We start from the raw sequence: 22017 nt of genomic DNA on the forward strand, positions 1-22017 counted from the left end.
CAGCGGTTTTCCGCCCAGATCATGCGTGGATTTTAGCGGAGGGCCGCGCCGTGGATGCTGCGTTGGGTGTTCCCGTCCTGGTCGGACTGATCGCTGTCGCGCTGCTGTTCGACTTCCTGAACGGCCTGCACGACGCCGCCAATTCGATCGCGACCATCGTCTCGACCCGGGTGTTGCGGCCGCAATTCGCGGTGATCTGGGCCGCGTTCTTCAATTTCGTCGCCTTCATGGTGTTCGGGCTGCACGTCGCCCAGACCATCGGCACCGGCATCATCGATCCCGCGATCGTCGATGCGCAGGTGATCTTCGCAGCGCTCGTCGGCGCCATCGTCTGGAATCTCGTGACCTGGGCGCTGGGCATTCCGTCCTCGTCCTCGCACGCGCTGATCGGTGGGCTCGTCGGTGGCGGCGTGGCCAAGGCCGGAATATCGGCGGCGGTCTGGAGCGGACTGTCCAAGGCGGTGCTGGCGATCGTGCTGTCGCCGCTGGTCGGCTTCCTGCTCGCGATGATGCTGGTCGCGATCGTGTCGTGGCTCTCGGTGCGTTCGACGCCGTTCGCGGTCGACCGCGCCTTTCGCATCCTGCAATTCGCCTCGGCCTCGCTCTACTCGCTCGGCCATGGCGGCAATGACGCCCAGAAGACCATGGGCATCATCGCTGTGCTGCTCTATTCGCAGGGCCATCTCGGCAACGAGTTCTCGGTGCCGTTCTGGGTGGTGCTGTCCTGTCAGGCCGCGATGGCGCTGGGCACGCTGATGGGCGGCTGGCGCATCGTCCGCACCATGGGCTTGCGCATCACCAAGCTGACCCCGATGCAGGGGTTCTGCGCCGAGACCGGCGGTGCGGCGACCCTGTTCATGGCGACCTTCCTCGGCGTTCCCGTCTCGACCACCCACACCATCACCGGCGCCATCGTCGGCGTCGGCGCGGCCCGTCGCGTTTCGGCGGTGCGCTGGAACGTGGCGAGCTCAATCGTCTATGCCTGGGTGATCACGATCCCGGCCTCGGCCATCGTTGCAGCACTGAGCTGGTGGGCGGTCCAGATCTTCGTCAAGTAACGAGCTTCAGCCCGACGATGCCGGCCACGATCAGCCCGATGCTGGCAAGGCGAAGCGCCGTGGCGGGCTCGCCGAACAGGAAGATGCCCAGTGTCGCCGTGCCGACCGCGCCGATGCCGGTCCAGACCGCATAGGCGGTTCCGACGGGCAGGGACTTGAGCGCGAGTCCGAGCAGGATGACACTGCCGGCCATGGCCGCGAGCGTGATCACGGAGGGAACAAGTCTGCTAAAGCCCTCGGTATATTTCAGGCCGATCGCCCAGGTGATCTCGAGAAGACCGGCGACGAACAGGACGCTCCAGGCCATGACGACCCTCCATTCACGGCAGGGTCGTCCCCGCGGGCTGACAGGCTGATGAGCAGGAAGGTCGTCCTCCCCGGAAAGCCGATATGGGGCTGGCCGAAGGGTTCCGCAATCACCAAATGAGGCTTGATCAGGCCCGTTTTCCCTGCCAAACGCTCCCGCCATGTCCGACATCGCCACCCCCGCAGCCGAATCGCCGGCCCGTTCCCCGCTTGCCGCTGAAGTGGCGCGGCGGCGTACCTTTGCGATCATCTCCCACCCCGACGCCGGAAAGACCACGCTGACCGAAAAGCTGCTGCTGTTCGGTGGCGCCATTAATCTCGCCGGCCAGGTCAAGGCCAAGGGCGAGCGCCGCAATACCCGCTCGGACTGGATGAAGATCGAACGGGAGCGCGGCATTTCCGTCGTGACTTCGGTGATGACCTTCGAGTTCGAGGGCCTCGTCTTCAACCTCCTGGACACGCCGGGCCACGAAGACTTCTCGGAAGACACTTATCGCACGCTGACTGCGGTCGATTCCGCCGTCATGGTGATCGACGCCGCCAAGGGTATCGAGGCGCGCACGCGAAAACTGTTCGAGGTCTGTCGCCTCCGCGACATCCCGATCATCACGTTCATCAACAAAATGGATCGCGAGAGCCGCGACGTCTTCGAGCTGCTCGACGAGATCGAGAAGACGCTGGCGCTCGACACCACGCCGATGACCTGGCCGGTCGGCCGCGGGCGCGACTTCCTCGGCACCTATGACGTTATCAACGGCGGTGTCCGCCTGCTCGAAGGCGGCGGCGCCAAGACTGGCGCGGCGCAGCAGATCGAGATCGCCGAACTTGCCAAGCTCAACGCCAATCTAGATGCTTCAGCCGTGAAGGATGAGCTTGAGCTCGTCACCGAGGCCTCAAAGCCGTTCGAGCTCGAGGCATTTCGCGAGGGTCATCTGACGCCGGTCTATTTCGGCAGTGCGCTGCGCAATTTCGGTGTCGGCGACCTGCTCGAAGGCCTCGGCAAGTTCGCGCCCGAGCCGCGCGCGCAGGATAGCGACCAGCGCAAGGTCGAAGCCACCGATCCGCGCATGAGCGCCTTCGTGTTCAAGATCCAGGCCAACATGGATCCGAACCATCGCGACCGCATCGCCTTCGCGCGACTCTGCTCCGGCAAGCTCAGCCGCGGCATGAAGGCCAAGCTGGTGCGCACCGGCAAGAGCATGCCGCTGTCGAGCCCGCAATTCTTCTTCGCGCAGGATCGCTCGGTCGCGGACGAGGCCTTTGCCGGCGACGTCGTCGGTATTCCCAATCACGGTACGCTGCGGATCGGCGACACCCTGACCGAGGGCGAGGACTTCAACTTCGTCGGCGTGCCGAGCTTCGCGCCGGAAATCGTACGCCGCGTCCGTCTTACCGACGCGATGAAGGCGAAGAAGCTGAAGGAAGCGCTTCAGCAGATGTCGGAAGAGGGTGTGGTGCAGGTGTTCCGTCCGCGCGACGGTGCGCCCGCGCTGGTCGGCGTGGTCGGCGCGCTGCAGCTCGACGTGCTCAAGGCGCGGCTGGAAGCGGAATATTCGCTGCCGGTCGAGTTCGAGGTCAGCGAGTTCCAACTCGCGCGCTGGGTCTCCTCGGAGGATCGCAAGAAGCTCGACACCTTCATCGCGGCCAACACGTCCAGCATCGCCGACGATGTCGACGGCGACCCCGTGTATCTCGCGAGGAACGAGTTCTATCTCGGCTACACCAAGGAGCGGGCCGAGGGCATCGAGTTCACCAACGTCAAGGACGTCAAGAAGAAGGGGTAGGGCGGCGGCCTGTTCTGCAGTCTGCAACGCGCCCTTCGCTGTCTTGCCCGGCTTGATCGGGCGCGTCAGGGTCCACAAAATCGGCCGAAATGACCCAAAGAGGGCATTGCCCGAGCCTCGAGATCACTCACATCGGCTCACTTGGGCCGTGAAACCCTAGCTTTCTACCGCGCTAGCTGGCCGCCCCCTTTCTGATCTCCGGTTGAGCTTGATGAGCTTCAGATATGCCAAGGGTACAGGGCGAGCTCGTCAGGACTCCTCGTGACGGCATGAAGTGTACGACGTATGTTCGGGCGCAGTTTGATCGCAACAAAACCTTGCCGATCCAACGAAGCGGGCCACTATTCGCGACCGGACGTGACGCGCTTGGTGGTCAACCGCAGCCGACAAGCGATCGCCTCGTTCAGCGAGCACGCAGAGTAGTGCTTCGGATAAGTCCCTTACTGGCGTATTGCGCCGCCGCTTGAGGCCGGCTGGTAACGGCAACTCACCCATGCCATGCATGTTCAACTATGCGTAACGTGAAGGTTTTCGAGCATCGGCAGGACAAAGGGTACGACATGAGTATCGAGATTCATCACTTGTTCGACCATCAGCATCACATTCCGACCGTTGCGGCATGGCAGCAGGCCGAGTTCGGCTATCTGAGCCCCAACGGCACATTGGAACAACGTGCTGAACGGCTGAGAGGCGCCAGCGATAAGGCGCGGCTGCCGATCTCCTTAGTGGCGATCTCAAACAACGAGGGCGATCTCGTCGGCTCGGCCAATATCTCCGCGACCACGCTAACCCACAAACATCTCACACCCTGGCTGTCGTCGGTGATTGTGCCGCCGACGCATCGCGGCAGAGGTATTGCATCAAAACTCGCACTGGCCGCAATCTCCGAAGCCGGTCGCCTCGGGTTTGGTAAGATCTACCTTTTCACGCCGAAGAACGATGGTCTCTATGCGCGTCTAGGTCGGGAGACGTTCGAGCATGCTGCGATCAACGGTGTGCCGGTTTGTCTGATGGCCAGAGCTACGCGGATAAACTAACGCAGACGGCGCCAGGGCCATCCGATGGCGAGCTGCTTCAGACCACGGGTTCAGAGCACCCAGCATGTTGGCCGGACCGGAATCTGCAGGCTGCCGAGGCTCAGTTTGTAGCGAAGCGGGTCGAAGTCTGGGAGATTATCGGTACAGCTCCGCGGCTGACTACCAAACCGGTGTAGCCCGGCATGTCGGCTCGTGGTCCTCGCGACATATCACACCGCCGTATGACGCCGGCCGCTAATCGGGCGAACCGGACTCAGCATCGTCGCGCGCGGCACCAAACAGGTACACGACCTTACCTGTACGCGGCGGCCTCTCGACTCAATTACAACTGTCTCTGGATACTGGATCGCCCGGTCAAGCCGGGCGACGACACTGTGCCTGAACGCGAGCATGTGAACAACCGCGGGGTTGACGCGTTCATTGAGGATGCCACGTTGGTTCGCGTGACATCGCGGGCTGAAAGCATGTGGCGCGGCATTCTCGTTTTCACGGTGTTGGCGATCTCGACCGCTGCCGCCGACGCGGAGCGCCGCCGGATCAATCCGATCCCGTTTGCGCACGAACCGTGCAGCGTGCTCGACTTCAGGCCCTGCACGCCGTCCTATTGCAGTCCGCTCGAGCCCGGCCCCTGCATTCCCGAGATCGACTATCCCTACGGCCAGAACCTTCAGCTCACCATCGAAAGCGTGCCGTCGGAAGCTGATCGGGCCAAGTATCAAAAGCCGGATCACGACCTCGACACGATCGGCGATCTCTTTGCCGAGCTGCGCACCTGCTGGTCACCGCCGTCGGACAATGCGCGTGCGGGCATGCAGATGGCTGTCCGTTTCAGCTTCAATAAAGCCGGCGGCCTGATCGGCCCGCCGCGGCTGACCTTTGCAACCGCGGGCGTTCCCGCCGAGACGCGAACCACTTACCTCAACGCGATCAATTCGTCCTTGAACGCCTGTCTGCCGCTGAAGTTCACCGGCGGCCTCGGAGGCGCTTTGGCCGGACGGCCAATTGCGATCCGCTATGTCGACAATCGCGAGCTTGGAAAATAGCGCATCGGTTGCGACCGGCGGCCAATCGGTGATACCTGAGAGCCGGGGGCGCTGATGAAGGGGAGGATGTCGTGGGTCTGTTGGTCATGATCCTGGGGCTGGTGCTGTTTTTCGCGGCCCATGTTTTCACGACGAAACGTGACGCACGCGCGCAGGCGATCGCGCGGCTCGGCGAGGGGACTTACAAGATCCTCTACTCGGTCGTCTCGCTTGCGGGCCTGGCGCTGATCGTCTGGGGCTTTGGCCATTATCGCAGCTCAGGCTGGATCGATGTCTGGTATCCGCCGAAAGCGATGAAGCACATCACGGTCGCGCTGATGCTGCCGGCCGTGATCCTGGTGGTCACTTCATACCTGCGCGGCCGCATCTATGCGACGCTGAAGCATCCGATGCTCGCCGGCATCAAGCTGTGGGCGTTCGCGCATCTGCTCGCCAACGGCGATCTCGGCTCGATCATCCTGTTCGGCTCCTTCCTGGGCTGGGGCGTGTATGACCGCATTTCGTTGAAGCATCGCAAGGATGCCGGTGCCCCGCCGATTCCGGTGGGTGGCGTCACCAACGATCTGATCGCGGTCGCGGTCGGCATCGTGGCCTATCTGGCGCTGGCCTTTGCGTTCCATCCGGTCGTGATCGGCGTTCCCGTCATGGGCTAGCCGATTGGCACAAGACAGCACCGCCGTGGCCATGCGGGGAAGGTGACAAAAGCAACAAGCCGAGGGCTTTCCGATGGACTGGTCGCAATCTCAGATTCCGCCGATGCGGTTGGAGACCCGTTTTGGCGATCGCGTGGTTCCGGCCTTTCTCGATCGTCCCGCAAGCGTCTGGGCGATGATCGCGGAGGCTGCCGCGCGCAACGCGGACGGCGAAGCGCTCGTCTGCGGCGATATCAGGCTCAGTTGGCTACAGGCGGTGGAGCAGGCGGCGCGGATTGCCTCGGGCTTTCGCAAGCTCGGGCTGCAACGCGGCGACCGCGTCGCGATCCTGCTCGGCAACCGCATCGAGTTTCCGCTGCTGCTGTTCGCCGCCGCGCATGAGGGGCTGGTCACGGTGCTGCTCAGCACGCGCCAGCAGAAGCCGGAGATTGCCTATGTCCTGGCCGATTGCGGTGCCAGGATCCTGATCCACGAAGCAGGCCTCGTCGAGCGGCTGCCGGAGGCGCAGGATGTGCCCGAAATGGTTCATCGCATTGCCATCGACAACGATCCGGCGCTGTCGCGTTTCGCCGCGCTCGCCGGCAACACGCCGGCGGCGGCGCCGGTCGAGGTCAGTGAAGAGGACACTGCGATGATCCTCTACACCTCGGGCACGACGGGGAAGCCAAAGGGCGCGACGCTGGCCCATTGCAACATCGTGCATTCCTCGATGGTATTCGTCTCCTGCCTGCAATTGACGGCGGCCGATCGCTCGATCGCAGCCGTCCCGCTCGGCCACGTCACCGGCGTCGTCGCCAACATCACGACCATGATCCGCTGCGGCGGCGCGCTGATCATCATGCCGGAATTCAAGGCGGCCGATTATCTCAAGCTCGCCGCACGCGAGCGTATCTCCTATACGGTGATGGTGCCGGCGATGTACAATCTCTGCCTGCTGCAGCCGGACTTCGACAGCTACGATCTCTCCAGCTGGCGCATCGGCGGTTTCGGCGGCGCGCCGATGCCGGTCGCGACCATCGAGAAGCTCAAGGCGACGATTCCCGGCCTGAAGCTGATGAACTGCTACGGCGCGACCGAGACGACGTCGCCCTCGACCATCATGCCGGGCGAGCTGACGGCGACCCACATCGACAGCGTCGGACTGGCGTGCCCGGGCGCGCGGATCATTGCGATGGGGACGGATGGGCGCGAACTGCCGCGTGGGGACATCGGCGAGCTCTGGATCCAAAGCGCCTCCGTCATCAAGGGCTACTGGAATAACCCCAAGGCCACCGCGGAGAGTTTTACCGCCGGCTTCTGGCATTCGGGCGACCTCGGCTCGGTCGATGCCGAGGGGTTCGTCCGCGTGTTCGACCGACAGAAGGACATGATCAACCGCGGCGGCCTGAAGGTCTATTCGGCCGAGGTCGAATCCGTGCTGGCCGGCCATCCCGCCGTGGTCGAGAGTGCGATCATTGCAAAGCCATGCCCGGTGCTTGGCGAGCGTGTCCATGCCGTGGTGGTCGCGCGCGAGCGGGTCGGGAGCGACGACCTGCGCGCCTGGTGCGCCCAGCGGTTGTCGGACTACAAGGTGCCGGAGACGATGACGGTGACCGCCGAGCCCCTGCCGCGCAATGCCAATGGCAAGGTAGTGAAGCGCCAGCTGCGGGAGCTGCTGGTCTGACCCGGGCGGGCAAGCCCCTGGAAACCCCGGTGGTCGCGTTAACGCCTTGATCGGGCTTGCTTTGCCTTGCCACCGCCATATCGATAGGGTATCGCCGCCGCGACGTGGGGACGGGATTTGGACGCGCACGATCTGGCGCGCGCTCCCGGCCGGGCATGGGATTAGCTTAAGTGTCTGAATTATTTGACGAAGTCGACGAGGAAGTACGTCGCGAACAGCTCAAAAAGCTGTGGGACAAATATTCGCTCTACTTCATCGCCCTGATGGTGCTGATCGTGGCGGCCGTGGGCGGCTGGCGCGGCTACCAGTACCTGGAGGCCAAGAAGGCCGCCGAGGCCGGCGCGATCTTCGACAAGGCCGTCGAGCTGTCGGAGCAGGGCAAGCACGCGGAGGCCGAGACCGCCTTCGCCGATCTCGTCGCCAAGGCGCCGTCCGGCTATCGCACGCTGTCGCGGCTTCGTGCTGCGGCCGAGGCATCGGCCCGCGATCCCAAGGCTGCGGCCAAGATGTATGACGACATTGCAGCCGACCGCAGCATCGGTAGCGAGTGGCAGGACCTGGCGAAGATTCGCGCGGCCGGCCTGCTGGTGGACAGCGCCTCCTACGCCGACATGCAGCAGCGGCTGGAATCCTCCGCCGATCCCAAATCGACCTTCCGCCACACCGCCCGCGAATTGCTGGCGCTGGCGGCCTGGCGCAACAACGACATGACCGCAGCCCGCAAATGGCTCGACGCAATCGCCGAAGACGGCGAAACGCCACCGAGCCTGCGCTCGCGCGCCGAGGCGCTCCAAGCCCTGCTGCCGCCCGTCGCCAAGAGCTGACGACGGCCCTTCTGACGTAAACGAGATCCAAGATGCGCCGCACGCCACGTTTGATCGCAGCTGCCGTCCTGATCGCCTTCACGGGCGTTCTGAGCGGTTGCTCCAGCTTCGATCCGAGTGATCTCCTGGACTTCCTCGACACGAAGAAGAAGCTGCCGGGCGAGCGCAAGCCTGTTTTCCCCGAGGGTGTGCCAGGCCTCGAGCAGGGCGTTCCGAAGGAGCTTTACAAGGGCGCGCAGCAACAAGAGGATGCGTCCGCGGTCGCAGCGCTCCCGGCCGAGCCGCCGCCTGCGGAGCCCGCCAAGCCGTCGAAATCTGCCAAGGGGAAGAAGACCAAGCACACGGCGCCATCCGCCGCCGCGCCGGCTGCCGAGGTTGACGGCGAAGCTCAGCCCGAGGCGGCACCAGCGCCGCCGAAGCACAAGATTGTCCGCAAGCGCACCACCGCGCCGCCGTCGGACCAGCAGCCCGCACAGCAGCCGGCGCAGTCGGCCCAGACCACCCAGCCACAGCAGCCGCAGGGCGCTTTCCCGGCGCCGCTGCCGAGCGGCAGTTTCTCGCGCTAGCTTTCTCATCTGATTGACAGGCGCAGCCTCCGCAGCGCACGAATGACCGATGTCCTTTACGATCGCCATCATCGGCCGGCCCAATGTCGGCAAGTCGACACTGTTCAACCGCCTCGTCGGACAGAAGCTCGCGCTCGTCGATGACCTGCCCGGCGTCACCCGCGACCGCCGCGAGGGTGAGGCAAAACTGGGCGATCTCGAATTCACCATCGTCGATACCGCCGGCCTCGACGAGGGCGCCAAGGGGTCGCTGACTGCGCGCATGCAGGAGCAGACCGAGGCCGCGATCGCGCAGGCCGATGCGCTGTTCTTCGTGATCGACGCCCGCATCGGCCTCACGCCGACCGATCGCGCTTTCGCCGATTTCGCGCGCAAGGCCAACAAGCCCGTGCTGCTGGTCGCCAACAAGAGCGAGGGCAAGCACGGCGATGCCGGCGCAATGGAATCGTTTGCGCTTGGTCTCGGCGATCCCATCCAGATCTCGGCCGAGCATGGCGAGGGTATGGGTGAGCTTTACGATGCGCTCGCCAGGCTGATGCCGGAGCCTGTCGACGAGGATGAGGCCGAGGACGACGAACCGCTCTCCGAGGAGGAAGCCGCAACGCGCCCGATCCGGGTTGCCATCGTCGGTCGGCCCAATGCCGGCAAGTCGACGCTCATCAACCATCTGCTCGGCGAGGAGCGGCTGCTGACGAGCCCGGAGGCCGGCACCACGCGCGATTCCATTGCAGTCGAGATCAACTGGAAGGGCCGCGATTTCCGTGTGTTCGACACCGCGGGTCTGCGGCGGCGCTCGCGCATCGAGGAGAAGCTGGAGAAGCTCTCGGTTGCGGATGCGCTGCGCGCGGTGCGCTTTGCCGAAGTGGTCGTGCTGATGATGGACACGCAGAACCGCTTCGAGGAGCAGGATCTGCGTATCGCCGACCTGATCGAGCGTGAGGGCCGCGCCGTCGTGCTCGCCGTCAACAAATGGGACCTGATGGAGACCAAGGGCGGCGGCGCGATCTCCGCTCTGCGCCGCGACGCCGATCATTGGCTGCCGCAGCTCAAGGGCGTGCCAATCGTCGCCGTCTCCGGCCTGATGGGCGAGGGCATCGATCGCCTGATGCAGGCGATCCAGGATGCCTATGCGCTCTGGAACAGGCGCGTGCCGACGTCGGCCTTGAACCGCTGGTTCGAACAGGCGACCCAGGCCAATCCGCCGCCCGCCGTGTCCGGCCGCCGGCTGAAGCTGAACTACATCACGCAGACCAAGGCGCGCCCGCCCAGCTTCGTGTTGTTCTGTTCGCGCGCGGACGCGGTGCCGCAGTCGTACCTGCGCTATCTCATCAATTCGATGCGTGAGGCCTTCGACCTGCCGGGCACGCCCGTGCGCATCACCTTGCGCGAGAAGGCCAATCCCTTCGCACACAAGCGCAAGCGGCCTTCGTGAGCGCGGATCATTGTGATTCCGGTCTGGTGCATTGGCACCAGACCGGAATCTCGAGATTTCGGGTTCGGTCCCTTGGGCCGCCCCGGAATGACCGTTACGCGGTCACTTCTTCACCAGCGGGCACTCGCTGTCCTTGAGCGGCCTTGCGGCATCTTCCGCCGGGATGTTCGCAACCAGCTTGTAATAGTCCCACGGTCCCTTCGATTCCTCCGGCTTCTTCACCTCGAACAGGTAGGCCGGGATGATGCGGCGGCCGTCCTCGCGCAGCGGGCCCTTGCCGAACAGCGGATCGTCCGTCGGGATTTCCTTCATCTTGGCGACGACCTTGGCGCCGTCATGCGGATTGCCGCCGAGCGCCTCGAGCGCCTTCAGGTAGTGGATTACGCCGGCATAGTTGCCGGCCTGGGTCATCGAGGGCATCGCGTGGTTGGCCACCCTCTCCTGGAATCGCTTGGACCAGGCGCGGGTGTTGTCGTTCAGATCCCAGTAGAAGGATTCGGTGAAGGTCAGGCCGTGCGCGGTCTTGAGGCCGAGCGAGTGGACGTCGTTGATGAAGAGCAGCAGCGCGGCAAGCTTCTGGCCGCCTTCGACGATGCCGAACTCGGCCGCCTGCTTGATCGAATTGGTGGTGTCGCCGCCGGCATTGGCAAGCCCGATGATCTTCGCCTTGGAGTTCTGCGCCTGAAGCAGGAAGGACGAGAAGTCCGAGGTGTTGAGCGGATGCTTGACGCCACCGAGCACCTTGCCGCCGTTCGCGGTGACAACGGCGCTGGTGTCACGCTCGAGCGCGGCGCCGAAGGCGTAGTCGGCGGTCAGGAAGAACCAGCTATCGCCGCCAGCCTTGGTCAGCGCCTTGCCGGTGCCGTTGGCCAGCATGTAGGTGTCGTAGGTGTAGGAGATGGTGTTGGCGTTGCAGGCCTTGCCGGTGAGATCGGCGCTGGCGCCGCCATTGTTGAGCAGGACGACGTTCTTTTCCTTGGCGACGTTGCTGACCGCCAGGGCCACGCCGGAGTTCGGCGTGTCGGTGATCATGTCGACCTTCTGGGTGTCGATCCACTGCCGCGCGATGTTGACGCCGACATCAGGCTTGTTCTGGTGGTCGCCGCTGACCACCTCGATTTTCCAGCCCTTGGCAGCCAGGCCCGAATCCTCGACCGCCATCTTGACCGCCGCCACGGAGCCGGGGCCGCCGATATCGGCGTAGAGGCTCGACATGTCGTTGAGCACGCCGATCGTGACGGTCTTGTCCTGAGCGTTGGCGGATGTGGCAAAACCGAAGGCGGCGCAGGCCAGAAGGGCCGCGGAGCGGCGCGCGAACGTCGTCGTCATAAAGGATTTCCTCCATTGTCAAATGTGCGGACGGCCCTCTTGCGGAGCCTTGTTCCGGCGGATGGCTCTACCGCGTCCCGCGGGCCCCGGCAATGCGCCTAAAGCCGGACGACGCTGCGCCGTCGCGTCACCCGTCGGTTAACTCTGGGGCAAAGATGCGTTGAGACGCTATTTCAGCGCGTCCGGGGGCAGCTAGAGCTCCTGCACGATTGAGCCGAAGCCCTCAGGCCGGCGCGCGGAAGGTCATCAGGCTGCGCGTCTTGTAGTCGTAGAACTTGCCGGTTTCCGTCCAGTCGGGCGCACACATGGGCACGATGAATTCGGCGACCTGCTCGGGCGTGTCGAGCGTCGCCGGGTCCTCGCCCGGCATCAGGGTGGCGCGCATGCGGGTGCGGATCGGGCCCGGATTGAACAAATTGACGCGGATCTTCGTGTTCGCGGTTTCGTGGGCCCAGGCACGGGCCAGCGTCTCCAGCGCGGCCTTGGAGGCGGCGTAGGGGCTGACATAGGCGGTGGCTTTGTTGGCGGCGCTCGAGGTGATGAACACCGCCCGGCCGGCATCGGACTGCTTCAGCAGCGGCTCCATGCAGCGGATCAGCTGGAAGTTTGCGGAGACGTTGACGGCCATCACGTCGTTGAATGTCTTCAGCTCGATATGGCCGATCGGCGAGGAGGGGCCGAGCACGCCGGCATTGCCGACGAGGATGTCGAGCTTGCCATAGCGCTCGTGCAGGCCCGCACCGAGCCGGGCGATGCCGTCGGTATCGGTGAGGTTGAGCGGCACCAGCGTCGCGCTGCCGCCCACATTGCGGATCTCGTCGTCGAGCTCTTCGAGCCCGCCTTGCGTGCGCGCGGTGGCCACAATATGCGCCCCGGCCTTCGCCAGCGCGAGCGCCGTGGCAAAGCCGATGCCGCGCGAGGCGCCGGTGACGAGAGCGATGCGGTTGGCGAGAGGTTTGGTCATCGGCGAATACTTCCGTCATGCCCGGGCTTGTCACGGGCATCCACGTTCTTTACGGCGGGTATTACAGACGTGGATGGCCGGGACAAGCCCGGCCACGACGAAAAGAGGCCTCTGATGAGCCCCCGCGATGACGCCTTCGCCGTCAGCTCGCCTCCGCCAGCAGCGACAGCTGCCGCGGCTGCGGCTCGGTCTGGGTCTGGTCGGTGAGGTGGGTTGGATAATCGCCGGTAAAGCAGTGATCCGCAAACTTCGGATTGGCGGGATCGCGGCCGGGCTCGCCCATGGCGCGGTACATGCCGTCGATCGACAGGAAGGCGAGCGAGTCGGCGCCGATGAGCTCGCGCATCTCCTCCAGCGAATGCGTCGCGGCCAGGAGGCCGCCACGGTCGGGCAGGTCGATGCCGTAATAATCGGGGTAGAGAATCGGGGGCGAGGCGAGGCGGAAGTGCACTTCCTTGGCACCGGCATCGCGCATCATGCGCACGATCTTCTTCGAGGTGGTGCCGCGCACCAGCGAGTCGTCGATCAGGATGATGCGCTTGCCTTCGATCGCGGCGCGGTTGGCCGAGTGCTTCATGCGCACGCCGGATTCGCGGATCGCCTGGGTCGGCTGGATGAAGGTGCGGCCGACATAGTGGTTGCGGATGATGCCGAGCTCGAACGGCACGCCCGAATGCTGGCTGTAGCCGACCGCGGCGGGCACGCCGGAATCCGGCACCGGCACCACGACATCGACGGGCACATGGCTCTCGCGTGCGAGCTGGGCGCCGAAATTCTTGCGCACCTCGTAGACCGAGCGGCCGTGCACGATGGAGTCCGGACGCGCGAAATAGATGTACTCGAAGATGCAGGGGCGCGGCGCCATCGGCGGGAACGGCTTGTGGATGTCCTGGCCGTTTTCGTCGAACACGATGACTTCGCCGGGTTCGATGTCGCGCACGAAGCGCGCGCCGATGATGTCGAGCGCACAGGTCTCCGACGTCAGGATCGGGCAGCCGTCGAGCTCGCCGAGCACCAGCGGGCGGATGCCGCGCGGATCGCGCGAGCCGACCAGCTTCTTGTTGGTGAGCGAGACCAGCGCATAGGCGCCTTCGATCTCGCGCAGCGCGTCGATGTAGCGCTCGATGAAGCGGCTACGCCTGGAGCGCGCCACCAGGTGCAGGATCACCTCGGTGTCGGACGTCGACTGCATCATCGCGCCGTTCTTGACGAGCTCGCGGCGCAGCGTCAGGCCGTTTGAGAGGTTGCCGTTGTGGGCGACCGCGAGGCCGCCGGCATTGAGCTCGGCGAACAGCGGCTGCACATTGCGCAGGATGGTGGCACCCGTTGTGGCGTAGCGGACGTGGCCGACTGCCATGGTGCCGGGCAGGCGGTCGATCACCTCGCGGCGGGAGAAGGTGTCGCCGACGAGGCCCAGGCGGCGTTCACTGTGGAAGCGGCTACCATCATAGGAGACGATGCCGGCGGCTTCCTGGCCGCGATGCTGGAGGGCGTGGAGGCCGAGCGCCGTGATGGCGGCGGCATCAGGATGTCCGTAGATGCCGAATACGCCGCATTCCTCGCGGACCGTATCTCCCTCCAGGTCGTCCTGAAGCTCTAGCGCGGCGGAGCCGGGATCGAGTTCGGCTTGGGCGTCCTGGTCAGGGTGTCGCATCTCGTCCGCGCCTCTCTCTAGGGCTCAATCAACGCGCCGCAGGTTTCTCGATCAGCTTCTTCAGGCTGTCACGAGCAGGTTTGCTGTACCCGTCGCCGCTGCCCGAAGGCTGCTGTTCGGTATCAGCTTGATCATCGTCTGGTTTGTTTTTCTTGAATCTCTTCAAGATGGTGTTCTCGGGGTCGTCAGGCAAGAGGGACATCAGCCAATCCCCGGTTCCCTGGAGCACCACGCGGGATTTGGCCCCTGTGACCCAGTCGGGGCGCTGCTTGTCCGGCACCAGCCAGGTGAAGAACAGGAAGGCGACCACGACGATCAAAAGCCCGCGAGCCAGCCCGAACAGGAACCCGAGCGTGCGGTCCAGCGCACCAATGCGCGAATCCAGGATCATGTCGGAGATTCGGACCGTGATCACGGAGACGACGATCAGGGTGCCCACGAACACGCCGGCGACCACAACCACGCTCGCGACCGTGTCGTTGTTGAAATAGGTCTTGGCGGTCGGCAGCAGCTTGGAGAAGGAGTAGAGCGTCACGATCGCCGCGGTACCCCAGGCCGCGATCGAGAGGATCTCGCGCATGAAGCCGCGAACCATGGCCAGCAGGCCCGAGATCAGCATCACACCGAGCAGGATCAGATCGAGGAGTGTTACTGGCATCGGCTGGTCTGGTCCGCTCGTACTCTCAAAGGGTGCTCAGCGAATCGGTGTTTGGCCGCCGCCCTAAAAGAGGGCCAGACGACGCTTCCGGCAAGGCCGCAACCACGCAATCCCATGCTGCTTTTGTGACGGCTGTATAGCGGCGGGGGCGCTTGGCGTCACCTCCAGCTAACCCTCTCCACGGCGGAATCTTGCCGGTGTGGCATTTTTCTCCGCTGGAGCGCTCGACTCACCCCGGCGCGAGCCTCGGGCGGCGATTTCAGCGACCAGCGTCGTAAGACTATTGATCGCGTTCAGGGACAATCCGGCATCCCCGCTCGCCTCGCCACCTCGAGCCGATTCGGGCAGTACAGCGCGCTTGAAGCCGAGTTTTGCCGCTTCCTTGAGCCGCGCCGGGGTCTGCGCCACCGGGCGGATCACGCCGGAGAGCGAAATCTCGCCAAAATAGACCGCATCGGTGGGTAACTGCGCGTTAACCAGAGACGAAACCAGCGCGGCTGCAGCGGCCATGTCGGCGGCCGGTTCGTGGATGCGCAGGCCGCCGGCGACGTTCAGGTAGACGTCGTGGCCGGACAGCTTGACGCCGCAATGCGCCTCCAGCACCGCCAGCACCATCGAGAGCCGGCTCTGATCCCAGCCGACCACCGCGCGGCGCGGGGTGCCGAGCGAGGTCGGCGCCACCAGCGCCTGCAATTCGACCAGAACTGGCCGCGTGCCCTCGATCCCTGCGAAGACAGCCGTGCCGGGCGTGCCGAGATCGCGCTCGGACAGGAACAGCTCGGAGGGGTTGGTGACCTCGCGCAGACCGAGGCCGGTCATCTCGAACACGCCGATCTCGTCCGTCGGGCCGAAGCGGTTCTTCACGGCGCGCAGGATGCGGAATTGCTGCGAGCCTTCGCCTTCGAAGGACATCACGGCATCGACCATGTGCTCGACGACGCGGGGGCCGGCGATCTGGCCGTCCTTGGTGACGTGGCCGACCAGGATGATGGCAGCACCCGTCTTCTTGGCGAAACGAATGAGCGCCTGCGCCGAAGCGCGCACCTGCGTGACCGTGCCCGGCGCCGATTCCACCGTGTCGGTCCACATGGTCTGGATCGAGTCGATCACGATCAGCCGTGGCACCGTGCCTTCCGACAGGGTCGAGACGATATCCTCGACCGAAGTCTCGGCCGCGAGCTGCACCGGCGCATCCGACAGCCCGAGCCGCTCGGCGCGCAGCCGCACCTGGGCAATGGCTTCTTCGCCGGAGATATAGACGATGCGGTGGCCGGCGCGCGCCATCATGCTGGTCGCCTGCGTCAATAGCGTCGACTTGCCGATGCCGGGATCGCCGCCGACCAGAAGCACCGAACCGCGGACGAAGCCGCCGCCGGTGACGCGATCGAGCTCGGTTAGCCCGGACGACATGCGCGGCGCATCCGGGCTCTTGCCGGCAAGACTCTCCAGCGCAAACGTCCGACCCTTGCGCTTGGAGCGGATCGAGACCGGCACGCTGCCTGAGGTGTCCTCCTCGGCGAGCGTATTCCACTCGCCGCAGGATTCGCACTTGCCCTGCCAGCGGTTATAGGCCGCGCCGCAGTTCTGGCAGACGAAGGAAAGCGTGTTCTTGGCCATCGGTGTGGTGAGTCGGAGGTTTCAAATGCGCTGATAGCACGGAATGATGGGCTGCGCGGGCATCGTGAGCGCTCCAACGAGCCCAATTCCGTGCAACCGATACACCCTTTGTTAGCGTTACGCCGTCCCGCTGCGCCGGACTTTGCCAAATGTTAGCGGACGCAGGTCCAGTTTCGGAACCAGGATGGGGTGGCGAAACGAATGACGGTCCTTTCACGGATATTGCTCGCTGCGAGCATGGCCTTTGGCGTTCTCGTGCCGGCTGGCCCTGTCGTTGCGGCCGATGCAAAGCCGCTCAACATCGTCTTCGTGAATCCCGGTAAGACCGGGGAGGTCTACTGGGACATGGTCTCGCAGACCATGCAGGCCGCCGGCCGCAAGCTCGACGCCCATGTCGAGGTGCTGACCAGCGAGCGCAATTACCGCACCATGCAGGAGCTCGGCCTCGGCGTGGTCGCCCGTACCGACAAGCCGGACTTCCTCATTCTGTCGAACGAAGAGTCCGCCGCCATTCCGATCCTGGAGGCGGCCGAGGCGGCAGGCATCAAGACGCTGCTGCTGTCGAACACGTTGATCGGCGAGGACGCGACGCGCCTTGGGCCGCCGCGAGCCAAGCTCAAGAACTGGCTCGGCGACATCACGACCGACCTGACGACCGCGGGCGCGCGGATGGCGAATGCGCTGATCGGCGCGGCACGCAACGAGAAATGGCAAAGCCCTGATGGCAAGATCCATCTACTCGGAATCGGCGGCGACGAGATCACGCCGGCCTCGATCGCCCGCAATGCCGGCCTCCAGCTCGCGGTCGCAGCGGCGCCCGACGTGGTCGTGGACCGGATGCTGTTCGCGAACTGGACGCAGTCGGAAGCGGAGCAGGTGGCGGCCAATTACCTGGGCTGGGCGCAGCGCAAGGGCATCCGTCCCGCAGGGATCTGGGCTGGCAACGATCCGATGGCGCTAGGGGCGCTCAAGGCCGTCGCGGCCGCCGGCATCACACCGGGGCAGGATCTCCAGATTGTCGGACTCAACTGGTCGGAGGACGCGCTGCGTGAAATCAAGGCCGGTCGTTTGCTGCTGACAGATGGCGGTCATTTCCTGCTCGGTGGCTGGTCGATCGTCCTGCTGCGCGACTACGCTGACGGCTGCGACTTCGCAGCCAGCTCGCCGCATATCGAGGTCAAGACGTCGGCGATCACGCGCGACAATCTCGGCTCCGTCGCCGCGCTGATCAAGAGCCGGGCCTTCGACCGGATCGATTTTGCGCGAATCAGGGCAAAGCCGGGACGCTGCGGCCAATACGACTTCTCAGTGGATATGCTGATCTCCTCGCTGTCACCTCCAAGCAGCGCCGGTGAATGATGCCGGACGCTGACGGGATGAACGGTCCAGCGAAGCCCGCGCCATCGCGCTCGGTCGTCCGCGCGATGATCTGGGCCACCGTGCCCGTTCTGCTGCTGGTGCAATTGCTCGCATCCGCCGGCGTCGAGGTCTCGAGCTTCTGGTCGCAGATCAGGCAGCTCGATGCCCGCATTGCGCGCGTCGCCGAGAGCCGCGCCCAATTGATCGCCGAGCCGCTCTGGAAGATGCGCTACGACCGGGTCACGGGCGTCCTCAACGAGATCATGCACGACGAGACGATCGCCGCGGCCACCGTCTACGACGATACGGGCGTTGCGATTGCCCGCGCGGGGGCGTCCTCCTCGGGGCAGGCACTCACGGAAGTCTCACGTCCGGTCAACTACAGCAACGGCAACATGGCCGTTCAGGCCGGCCGCATCGTGATCGCCTATTCCTATGCGACGCTCTATGCGGACACCGGCAGCAGGCTGGGGCTGCTTCTCATCGTCGGCCTGCTCGCGACGCTTGCGACCATGATCGCAATGCGGATATCCGCCAACGTCTTCATCGGCAAGCCGCTGGCGGCGATGATGTCGGCGATCCAGCGCAGCAAGCAGGACGGCCGCGCCTATCCGGCCGACGTTAAATCGTCCAATGAATTCGGCCAGCTCGCGAGCGCCTTCAACGCGATGCAGCTCACGACCTCAGGCGCGCTCGACCGGCTCGGCCACATGGCCTCGCATGATCCGCTCACGGGGCTGCCCAACCGCCGCTCGCTGTCCGAGCGTCTGGTGACCTTGAGCGGCGATGCCGGCTCGCCGGACGCACTAATCGCCTTCAGCTTCATCGATCTCGACGATTTCAAGGGGATCAACGACACCTTCGGTCACGATGCCGGCGACAAATTCCTGGTTCATATCTCGGAGCGGCTTCGTGCCACGGTCGAGCCGGAAGATTGGGTCGCGCGGCTTGGCGGCGATGAGTTCGTGGTCATTCGCCCCGAGGTCAGCAATGAAGCGGCCGCAATGGCGTTCGCACGGCAATTGCTGGAGGCGATTTCCGCGCCGATCCTGCTGCATGACAAGCAGGTCGTGCCGCGCGCCAGCATCGGCCTTGCCGTGCGCTGCGCCGACGACCCCGAGCTGTCGCATCTGCCGGCGCTGGCCGACATTGCGCTCTACCACGCCAAGAGCAAGGCGCCTGGCACGGTAGCGGTGCTGGATGAAGCGCTCCAGCGTCACTATCGACGCCGCCGGGATCTGGAGCTCGCAATTCCCACGGGCTTCGCCGAGCAGCAATTCGAAGTCTGGTATCAAAGCCAGGTCGACATGATGAGCGAGGAGGTGATCGGCCTGGAAGCACTCATTCGTTGGCGTCATTGCGAGTACGGCGTGATCGGCCCCGGCGAATTCCTGCCGCTGATCGAACGCAGCGGAAATAATGCGCGGCTGACGCGCTACGTGCTGACCGACGCCTGCCGCGCGTTGCAGCAGCTGGCCGCTGCCGGCAAGCCGCACATCCGGATCGCGCTCAATCTGCCGCCCTCCGAATTGGCCGATCATTCGTTCGCGGCCGAATTGCGCGACACCTGCAACCGGTTCGATGTCGAGGCCTCGTCGCTGGAGCTCGAGATCACGGAGGGGTCGCTGATCAACAATATCGCCAGCGCATCCGATACGCTGCGCCGCCTGCGGCGCCTGGGCGCAACCATTGCGCTCGACGATTTCGGCACGGGCTACAGTTCGCTCGCCCACTTGCGGCGGTTTCCGCTCGACAAGGTCAAGATCGACAAGGCGTTCATCCGCGAAATCCCCGACAGCGCCGAAGACAAGGCGATCGTCGGCGTCATCGCCTCGCTCGCGGGCACGCTCGGGCTCACCCTGATTGCGGAAGGCATCGAACGCGCGGAGCAGGCGCAGGCCATGCGCGAGATGGGCGTGAGGCTCGGCCAGGGTTTTCTGTATCACAAGCCGCAGCCGCTCGATGCCGTGCTGCGCGGGCTTGCGGAAACCGGGAGCGGCGATGATCGGGTGCTGGCAGACTGCCCGTCGATTGCGCCCGAGTTCGCCTAAGCTGACGGCTGCGTCGCGTTCCAGAGCATGGAGAGCCCGGCCGCGAGCATGATCGCATCCATCACCAGGCGGAACATCTCCGGTTTCAGATGTAGCACGAAGCGCTTGGCGACGAAGGCCCCTGACATCAGCGAGGAGCCTGCGATCAGGCCCTTCACGAAGACCTCGCCGGTGAGCGCGCCGAAGCGTTCGAAGGTGACCGATTTCGCGAAATAGAGCCCGAGGGAAGAGGCCGCCTCGGTCGCGAGAAAGGCGCCTTTGGAAAGGCCGTAGAACAGGAACAGCGGCACGCTGAGTGGTCCGGTCGAGACCACGATGCCGGTGAGATAGCCGATGATCGCGCCGCCGATCGCCAGATGCCAGAGATTGGCTTTGAGTTCGTGCCGCGCCAGCCAATGCCGCACCGGCACCATGACGATCAGGAAGATGCCGATGGCAAGGCCAACGGCATGTGAGGGCAGGGCGAGCAGCGTCCGGGCGCCCAGCACCGCGGCCGGAACGCCCGTGACCGAATAGGCCGCGCAGGCCCGCCAGTCGACCTCGCGCCACCACGCGAGAATCCGCGAGAGATTCGCCATCACGGAGGCGACCGCCATGATCGGCACGGCCTCCTTCGGCCCGTAGGCATAGACCAGCACCGGCATCAGCATGATCGACGAGCCCGTGCCGACGATGCCGGAAATGGTGCCGGCGACGAGGCCGACGGAGAGGACGAAGAGGAAGGCCAAGGAGGGATCTCCAGCAATCGGGGAATTGAGGAATTCCCGATCGGCGCTGCTGGCAGCGGACGGGCGTCGTTCGTGATGACATCCTGCCAGTGTTTTGCCCGACGAGTCAAAATAAATTTCGGAATAACCGTAAGCTATTGATCTGGCAGGAGGCGGCTACTGTGCATGGGGTTGTTTTCATGATGTTGTTCGGGCGTCAGCACTGCTGACAGCGTGTTGGCAGCAGGGGCCGGCTAAAGAATCTGTGGTGAGGCCGTCACCGCAATACGATCCACGCCGGCGCGTGATCGCTGGCGCCATCCTCGCCGCGAACCTTCTTGTCGACACCAGCTTTGACCAGGCGCGAGGTGAGGGCAGGGCTCAGCAGCAGATGGTCGAGTCGCAGGCCCGCATCGCGCGGCCAGCGATTCCGCTTGTAGTCCCAGAACGTGTAGATGCGCTGATCCGGATGCAGTTCGCGAATTGCGTCGCACCAGCCTTGCTCGACCAGCGAGGCGAACGCCGCGCGGCTCTTCGGCTGGATGAGCGCATCCTTGTCCCATGAGCGCGTCGGATAGATGTCGATCTCCGTGGGTGCGACGTTGTAGTCGCCGGCGAGCACCACGGGCAGGTCCTGCTTGATGAAGGCCTTGGCGTGGCGTTTCAGCCGCGCAAACCAGTCGAGCTTGTAGTCGAATTTCGGCCCCGGCTGCGGATTGCCGTTCGGGAGGTAGATGCTCGTGACGATGATCCCGCGCACGGCGGCCTCGATGTAACGGGCTTCGAGGTCCCCAGGTTTTCCCGGCAACCGGTCGCGCGTGAGGACGGGCTCCGTGCCGCGGGCGAGGATGGCGACGCCGTTCCAGGTTTTTTGCCCACGCCAGACTGCGCCATAACCGGCTTTTTCGATCGCTTCTGCCGGAAATTCGCCATCACTTGCCTTCAATTCCTGAAGCGCGACGACATCGGGCTTCGCCGTGCGGATCCATGCCAGCAGATTGGGCAGGCGACGATTGATGTTGTTGATGTTGAATGTCGCAATCTTCATGTAGAGCTGATCGCCTCAATCGTCCCCACACCGGAGATACAATGTCCAAGCTGAGCTTTGCCGCTATCGCATTCGTCGTCGCACTCTCCGGGGCCACATCCGCACAATCGGCTGATACGCGCGGCGCATGCAAGGCGGACTACGATAAATTCTGCGCCGGTATCGCGCCCGGCGGCGGCATCGTGGCCTGCCTCAACGGCAAGCGCGATCAGCTCAGCACGACCTGTAAGGCAGCGCTGGACAGCAGGAAGAAGAAGTAAGCGG

The 22017-nt window shown here is 64.6% G+C and carries 20 protein-coding genes; 12 read left to right on the forward strand and 8 right to left on the reverse strand.

Annotation, left to right across the window (positions count from 1 at the left end; genetic code table 11):
- The first annotated feature begins 50 nt into the window (after positions 1-50).
- Positions 51-1058, forward strand: a complete 1008-nt coding sequence (locus tag BM374_RS18190; protein ID WP_092294495.1) for an inorganic phosphate transporter — start codon at positions 51-53, stop codon at positions 1056-1058.
- On the opposite strand, the gene sugE is transcribed toward BM374_RS18190, so the two are convergent.
- The gene (gene sugE, locus BM374_RS18195) at positions 1051-1365 is read right to left on the reverse strand and encodes a quaternary ammonium compound efflux SMR transporter SugE (RefSeq protein WP_092294497.1); all 315 of its coding nucleotides are present in this window, start codon (positions 1363-1365) and stop codon (positions 1051-1053) included. The genes BM374_RS18190 and sugE overlap by 8 nt on opposite strands.
- A gap of 160 nt (positions 1366-1525) precedes the next feature.
- On the opposite strand from sugE, the gene BM374_RS18200 reads away from it, so the two are divergent.
- From BM374_RS18200 to der, 8 genes are all read left to right on the forward strand, one after another.
- Entirely contained in the window at positions 1526-3148 is a 1623-nt protein-coding gene (locus tag BM374_RS18200) for a peptide chain release factor 3 (protein ID WP_092294499.1), read from the forward strand.
- Positions 3149-3660: 512 nt separating this feature from the next.
- Positions 3661-4185: a GNAT family N-acetyltransferase gene (locus BM374_RS18205; protein WP_092294501.1), complete on the forward strand. Its 525-nt coding sequence runs from the start codon at positions 3661-3663 to the stop codon at positions 4183-4185.
- A 464-nt stretch (positions 4186-4649) separates the two neighbouring features.
- Positions 4650-5228: a UCP034077 family protein gene (locus BM374_RS18210; protein WP_092294503.1), complete on the forward strand. Its 579-nt coding sequence runs from the start codon at positions 4650-4652 to the stop codon at positions 5226-5228.
- 71 nt (positions 5229-5299) lie between these two features.
- Positions 5300-5881 (forward strand): NnrU family protein, encoded by a 582-nt coding sequence (locus BM374_RS18215; protein WP_092294505.1) that lies wholly within the window; start codon positions 5300-5302, stop codon positions 5879-5881.
- 73 nt (positions 5882-5954) lie between these two features.
- Positions 5955-7544: a class I adenylate-forming enzyme family protein gene (locus BM374_RS18220; RefSeq protein WP_092294507.1), complete on the forward strand. Its 1590-nt coding sequence runs from the start codon at positions 5955-5957 to the stop codon at positions 7542-7544.
- A gap of 170 nt (positions 7545-7714) precedes the next feature.
- Positions 7715-8368 carry a tetratricopeptide repeat protein gene (locus tag BM374_RS18225; RefSeq protein WP_092294509.1) on the forward strand — a complete coding sequence of 218 codons (654 nt, stop codon included), beginning with the start codon at positions 7715-7717 and terminating at the stop codon, positions 8366-8368.
- 32 nt (positions 8369-8400) lie between these two features.
- Entirely contained in the window at positions 8401-8934 is a 534-nt protein-coding gene (locus BM374_RS18230; RefSeq protein WP_092294511.1) for a hypothetical protein, read from the forward strand.
- Between the two features lie 49 nt (positions 8935-8983).
- The gene (gene der / locus BM374_RS18235; protein WP_092294513.1) at positions 8984-10366 is read left to right on the forward strand and encodes a ribosome biogenesis GTPase Der; all 1383 of its coding nucleotides are present in this window, start codon (positions 8984-8986) and stop codon (positions 10364-10366) included.
- 102 nt (positions 10367-10468) lie between these two features.
- Here der and BM374_RS18240 read toward each other — a convergent pair whose 3' ends face one another.
- The 5 genes from BM374_RS18240 to radA all read right to left on the reverse strand — a co-directional run bounded on the left by BM374_RS18240 (position 10469) and on the right by radA (position 16588).
- Positions 10469-11695 (reverse strand): ABC transporter substrate-binding protein, encoded by a 1227-nt coding sequence (locus BM374_RS18240; RefSeq protein ID WP_092294515.1) that lies wholly within the window; start codon positions 11693-11695, stop codon positions 10469-10471.
- Positions 11696-11918: 223 nt separating this feature from the next.
- A complete protein-coding gene (locus tag BM374_RS18245; RefSeq protein WP_092294517.1) occupies positions 11919-12659 on the reverse strand; it encodes an SDR family NAD(P)-dependent oxidoreductase in 741 nt (246 codons plus the stop codon).
- Between the two features lie 142 nt (positions 12660-12801).
- Entirely contained in the window at positions 12802-14313 is a 1512-nt protein-coding gene (purF, locus tag BM374_RS18250; protein WP_092294519.1) for an amidophosphoribosyltransferase, read from the reverse strand.
- Positions 14314-14341: 28 nt separating this feature from the next.
- On the reverse strand, positions 14342-14971 hold the full coding sequence (locus BM374_RS18255) for a CvpA family protein (protein ID WP_092294521.1): 630 nt from the start codon (positions 14969-14971) through the stop codon (positions 14342-14344).
- A gap of 168 nt (positions 14972-15139) precedes the next feature.
- A complete protein-coding gene (radA, locus tag BM374_RS18260) occupies positions 15140-16588 on the reverse strand; it encodes a DNA repair protein RadA (protein ID WP_092294523.1) in 1449 nt (482 codons plus the stop codon).
- A 201-nt stretch (positions 16589-16789) separates the two neighbouring features.
- Between radA and BM374_RS18265 the strand changes: the two genes are divergently transcribed.
- Both BM374_RS18265 and BM374_RS18270 read left to right on the forward strand, forming a co-directional pair.
- Complete coding sequence (locus tag BM374_RS18265) at positions 16790-17947, forward strand: ABC transporter substrate-binding protein (RefSeq protein WP_177248379.1); 1158 nt, start codon at positions 16790-16792, stop codon at positions 17945-17947.
- Positions 17948-17964: 17 nt separating this feature from the next.
- Positions 17965-19998 (forward strand): putative bifunctional diguanylate cyclase/phosphodiesterase, encoded by a 2034-nt coding sequence (locus BM374_RS18270; protein ID WP_244552622.1) that lies wholly within the window; start codon positions 17965-17967, stop codon positions 19996-19998.
- On the opposite strand, the gene BM374_RS18275 is transcribed toward BM374_RS18270, so the two are convergent.
- Positions 19995-20726 (reverse strand): sulfite exporter TauE/SafE family protein, encoded by a 732-nt coding sequence (locus tag BM374_RS18275; RefSeq protein ID WP_092294529.1) that lies wholly within the window; start codon positions 20724-20726, stop codon positions 19995-19997. The genes BM374_RS18270 and BM374_RS18275 overlap by 4 nt on opposite strands.
- 256 nt (positions 20727-20982) lie before the next feature.
- Positions 20983-21753, reverse strand: a complete 771-nt coding sequence (locus BM374_RS18280; protein WP_092294533.1) for an exodeoxyribonuclease III — start codon at positions 21751-21753, stop codon at positions 20983-20985.
- Between the two features lie 41 nt (positions 21754-21794).
- Here BM374_RS18280 and BM374_RS18285 point away from each other — a divergent pair, with 41 nt between their 5' ends.
- A complete protein-coding gene (locus BM374_RS18285; RefSeq protein WP_057758000.1) occupies positions 21795-22013 on the forward strand; it encodes a cysteine rich repeat-containing protein in 219 nt (72 codons plus the stop codon).
- The last annotated feature ends 4 nt before the right edge of the window (positions 22014-22017 follow it).

This window comes from Bradyrhizobium sp. Ghvi (assembly GCF_900115265.1).
Classification (GTDB): Bacteria; Pseudomonadota; Alphaproteobacteria; order Rhizobiales; family Xanthobacteraceae; genus Bradyrhizobium.

Excerpts from the sequence above, each read along its gene's own strand:
- sugE (WP_092294497.1), bottom strand. The coding sequence starts at position 1,365 with ATGGCCTGGAGCGTCCTGTTCGTCGCCGGTCTTCTCGAGATCACCTGG.
- BM374_RS18200 (WP_092294499.1), top strand. The coding sequence starts at position 1,526 with ATGTCCGACATCGCCACCCCCGCAGCCGAATCGCCGGCCCGTTCCCCG.
- BM374_RS18205 (WP_092294501.1), top strand. The coding sequence starts at position 3,661 with ATGCGTAACGTGAAGGTTTTCGAGCATCGGCAGGACAAAGGGTACGAC.
- BM374_RS18210 (WP_092294503.1), top strand. The coding sequence starts at position 4,650 with ATGTGGCGCGGCATTCTCGTTTTCACGGTGTTGGCGATCTCGACCGCT.
- BM374_RS18220 (WP_092294507.1), top strand. The coding sequence starts at position 5,955 with ATGGACTGGTCGCAATCTCAGATTCCGCCGATGCGGTTGGAGACCCGT.
- BM374_RS18230 (WP_092294511.1), top strand. The coding sequence starts at position 8,401 with ATGCGCCGCACGCCACGTTTGATCGCAGCTGCCGTCCTGATCGCCTTC.
- der (WP_092294513.1), top strand. The coding sequence starts at position 8,984 with ATGTCCTTTACGATCGCCATCATCGGCCGGCCCAATGTCGGCAAGTCG.
- BM374_RS18240 (WP_092294515.1), bottom strand. The coding sequence starts at position 11,695 with ATGACGACGACGTTCGCGCGCCGCTCCGCGGCCCTTCTGGCCTGCGCC.
- BM374_RS18245 (WP_092294517.1), bottom strand. The coding sequence starts at position 12,659 with ATGACCAAACCTCTCGCCAACCGCATCGCTCTCGTCACCGGCGCCTCG.
- purF (WP_092294519.1), bottom strand. The coding sequence starts at position 14,313 with ATGCGACACCCTGACCAGGACGCCCAAGCCGAACTCGATCCCGGCTCC.
- BM374_RS18255 (WP_092294521.1), bottom strand. The coding sequence starts at position 14,971 with ATGCCAGTAACACTCCTCGATCTGATCCTGCTCGGTGTGATGCTGATC.
- radA (WP_092294523.1), bottom strand. The coding sequence starts at position 16,588 with ATGGCCAAGAACACGCTTTCCTTCGTCTGCCAGAACTGCGGCGCGGCC.
- BM374_RS18265 (WP_177248379.1), top strand. The coding sequence starts at position 16,790 with ATGACGGTCCTTTCACGGATATTGCTCGCTGCGAGCATGGCCTTTGGC.
- BM374_RS18270 (WP_244552622.1), top strand. The coding sequence starts at position 17,965 with ATGAACGGTCCAGCGAAGCCCGCGCCATCGCGCTCGGTCGTCCGCGCG.
- BM374_RS18280 (WP_092294533.1), bottom strand. The coding sequence starts at position 21,753 with ATGAAGATTGCGACATTCAACATCAACAACATCAATCGTCGCCTGCCC.
- BM374_RS18285 (WP_057758000.1), top strand. The coding sequence starts at position 21,795 with ATGTCCAAGCTGAGCTTTGCCGCTATCGCATTCGTCGTCGCACTCTCC.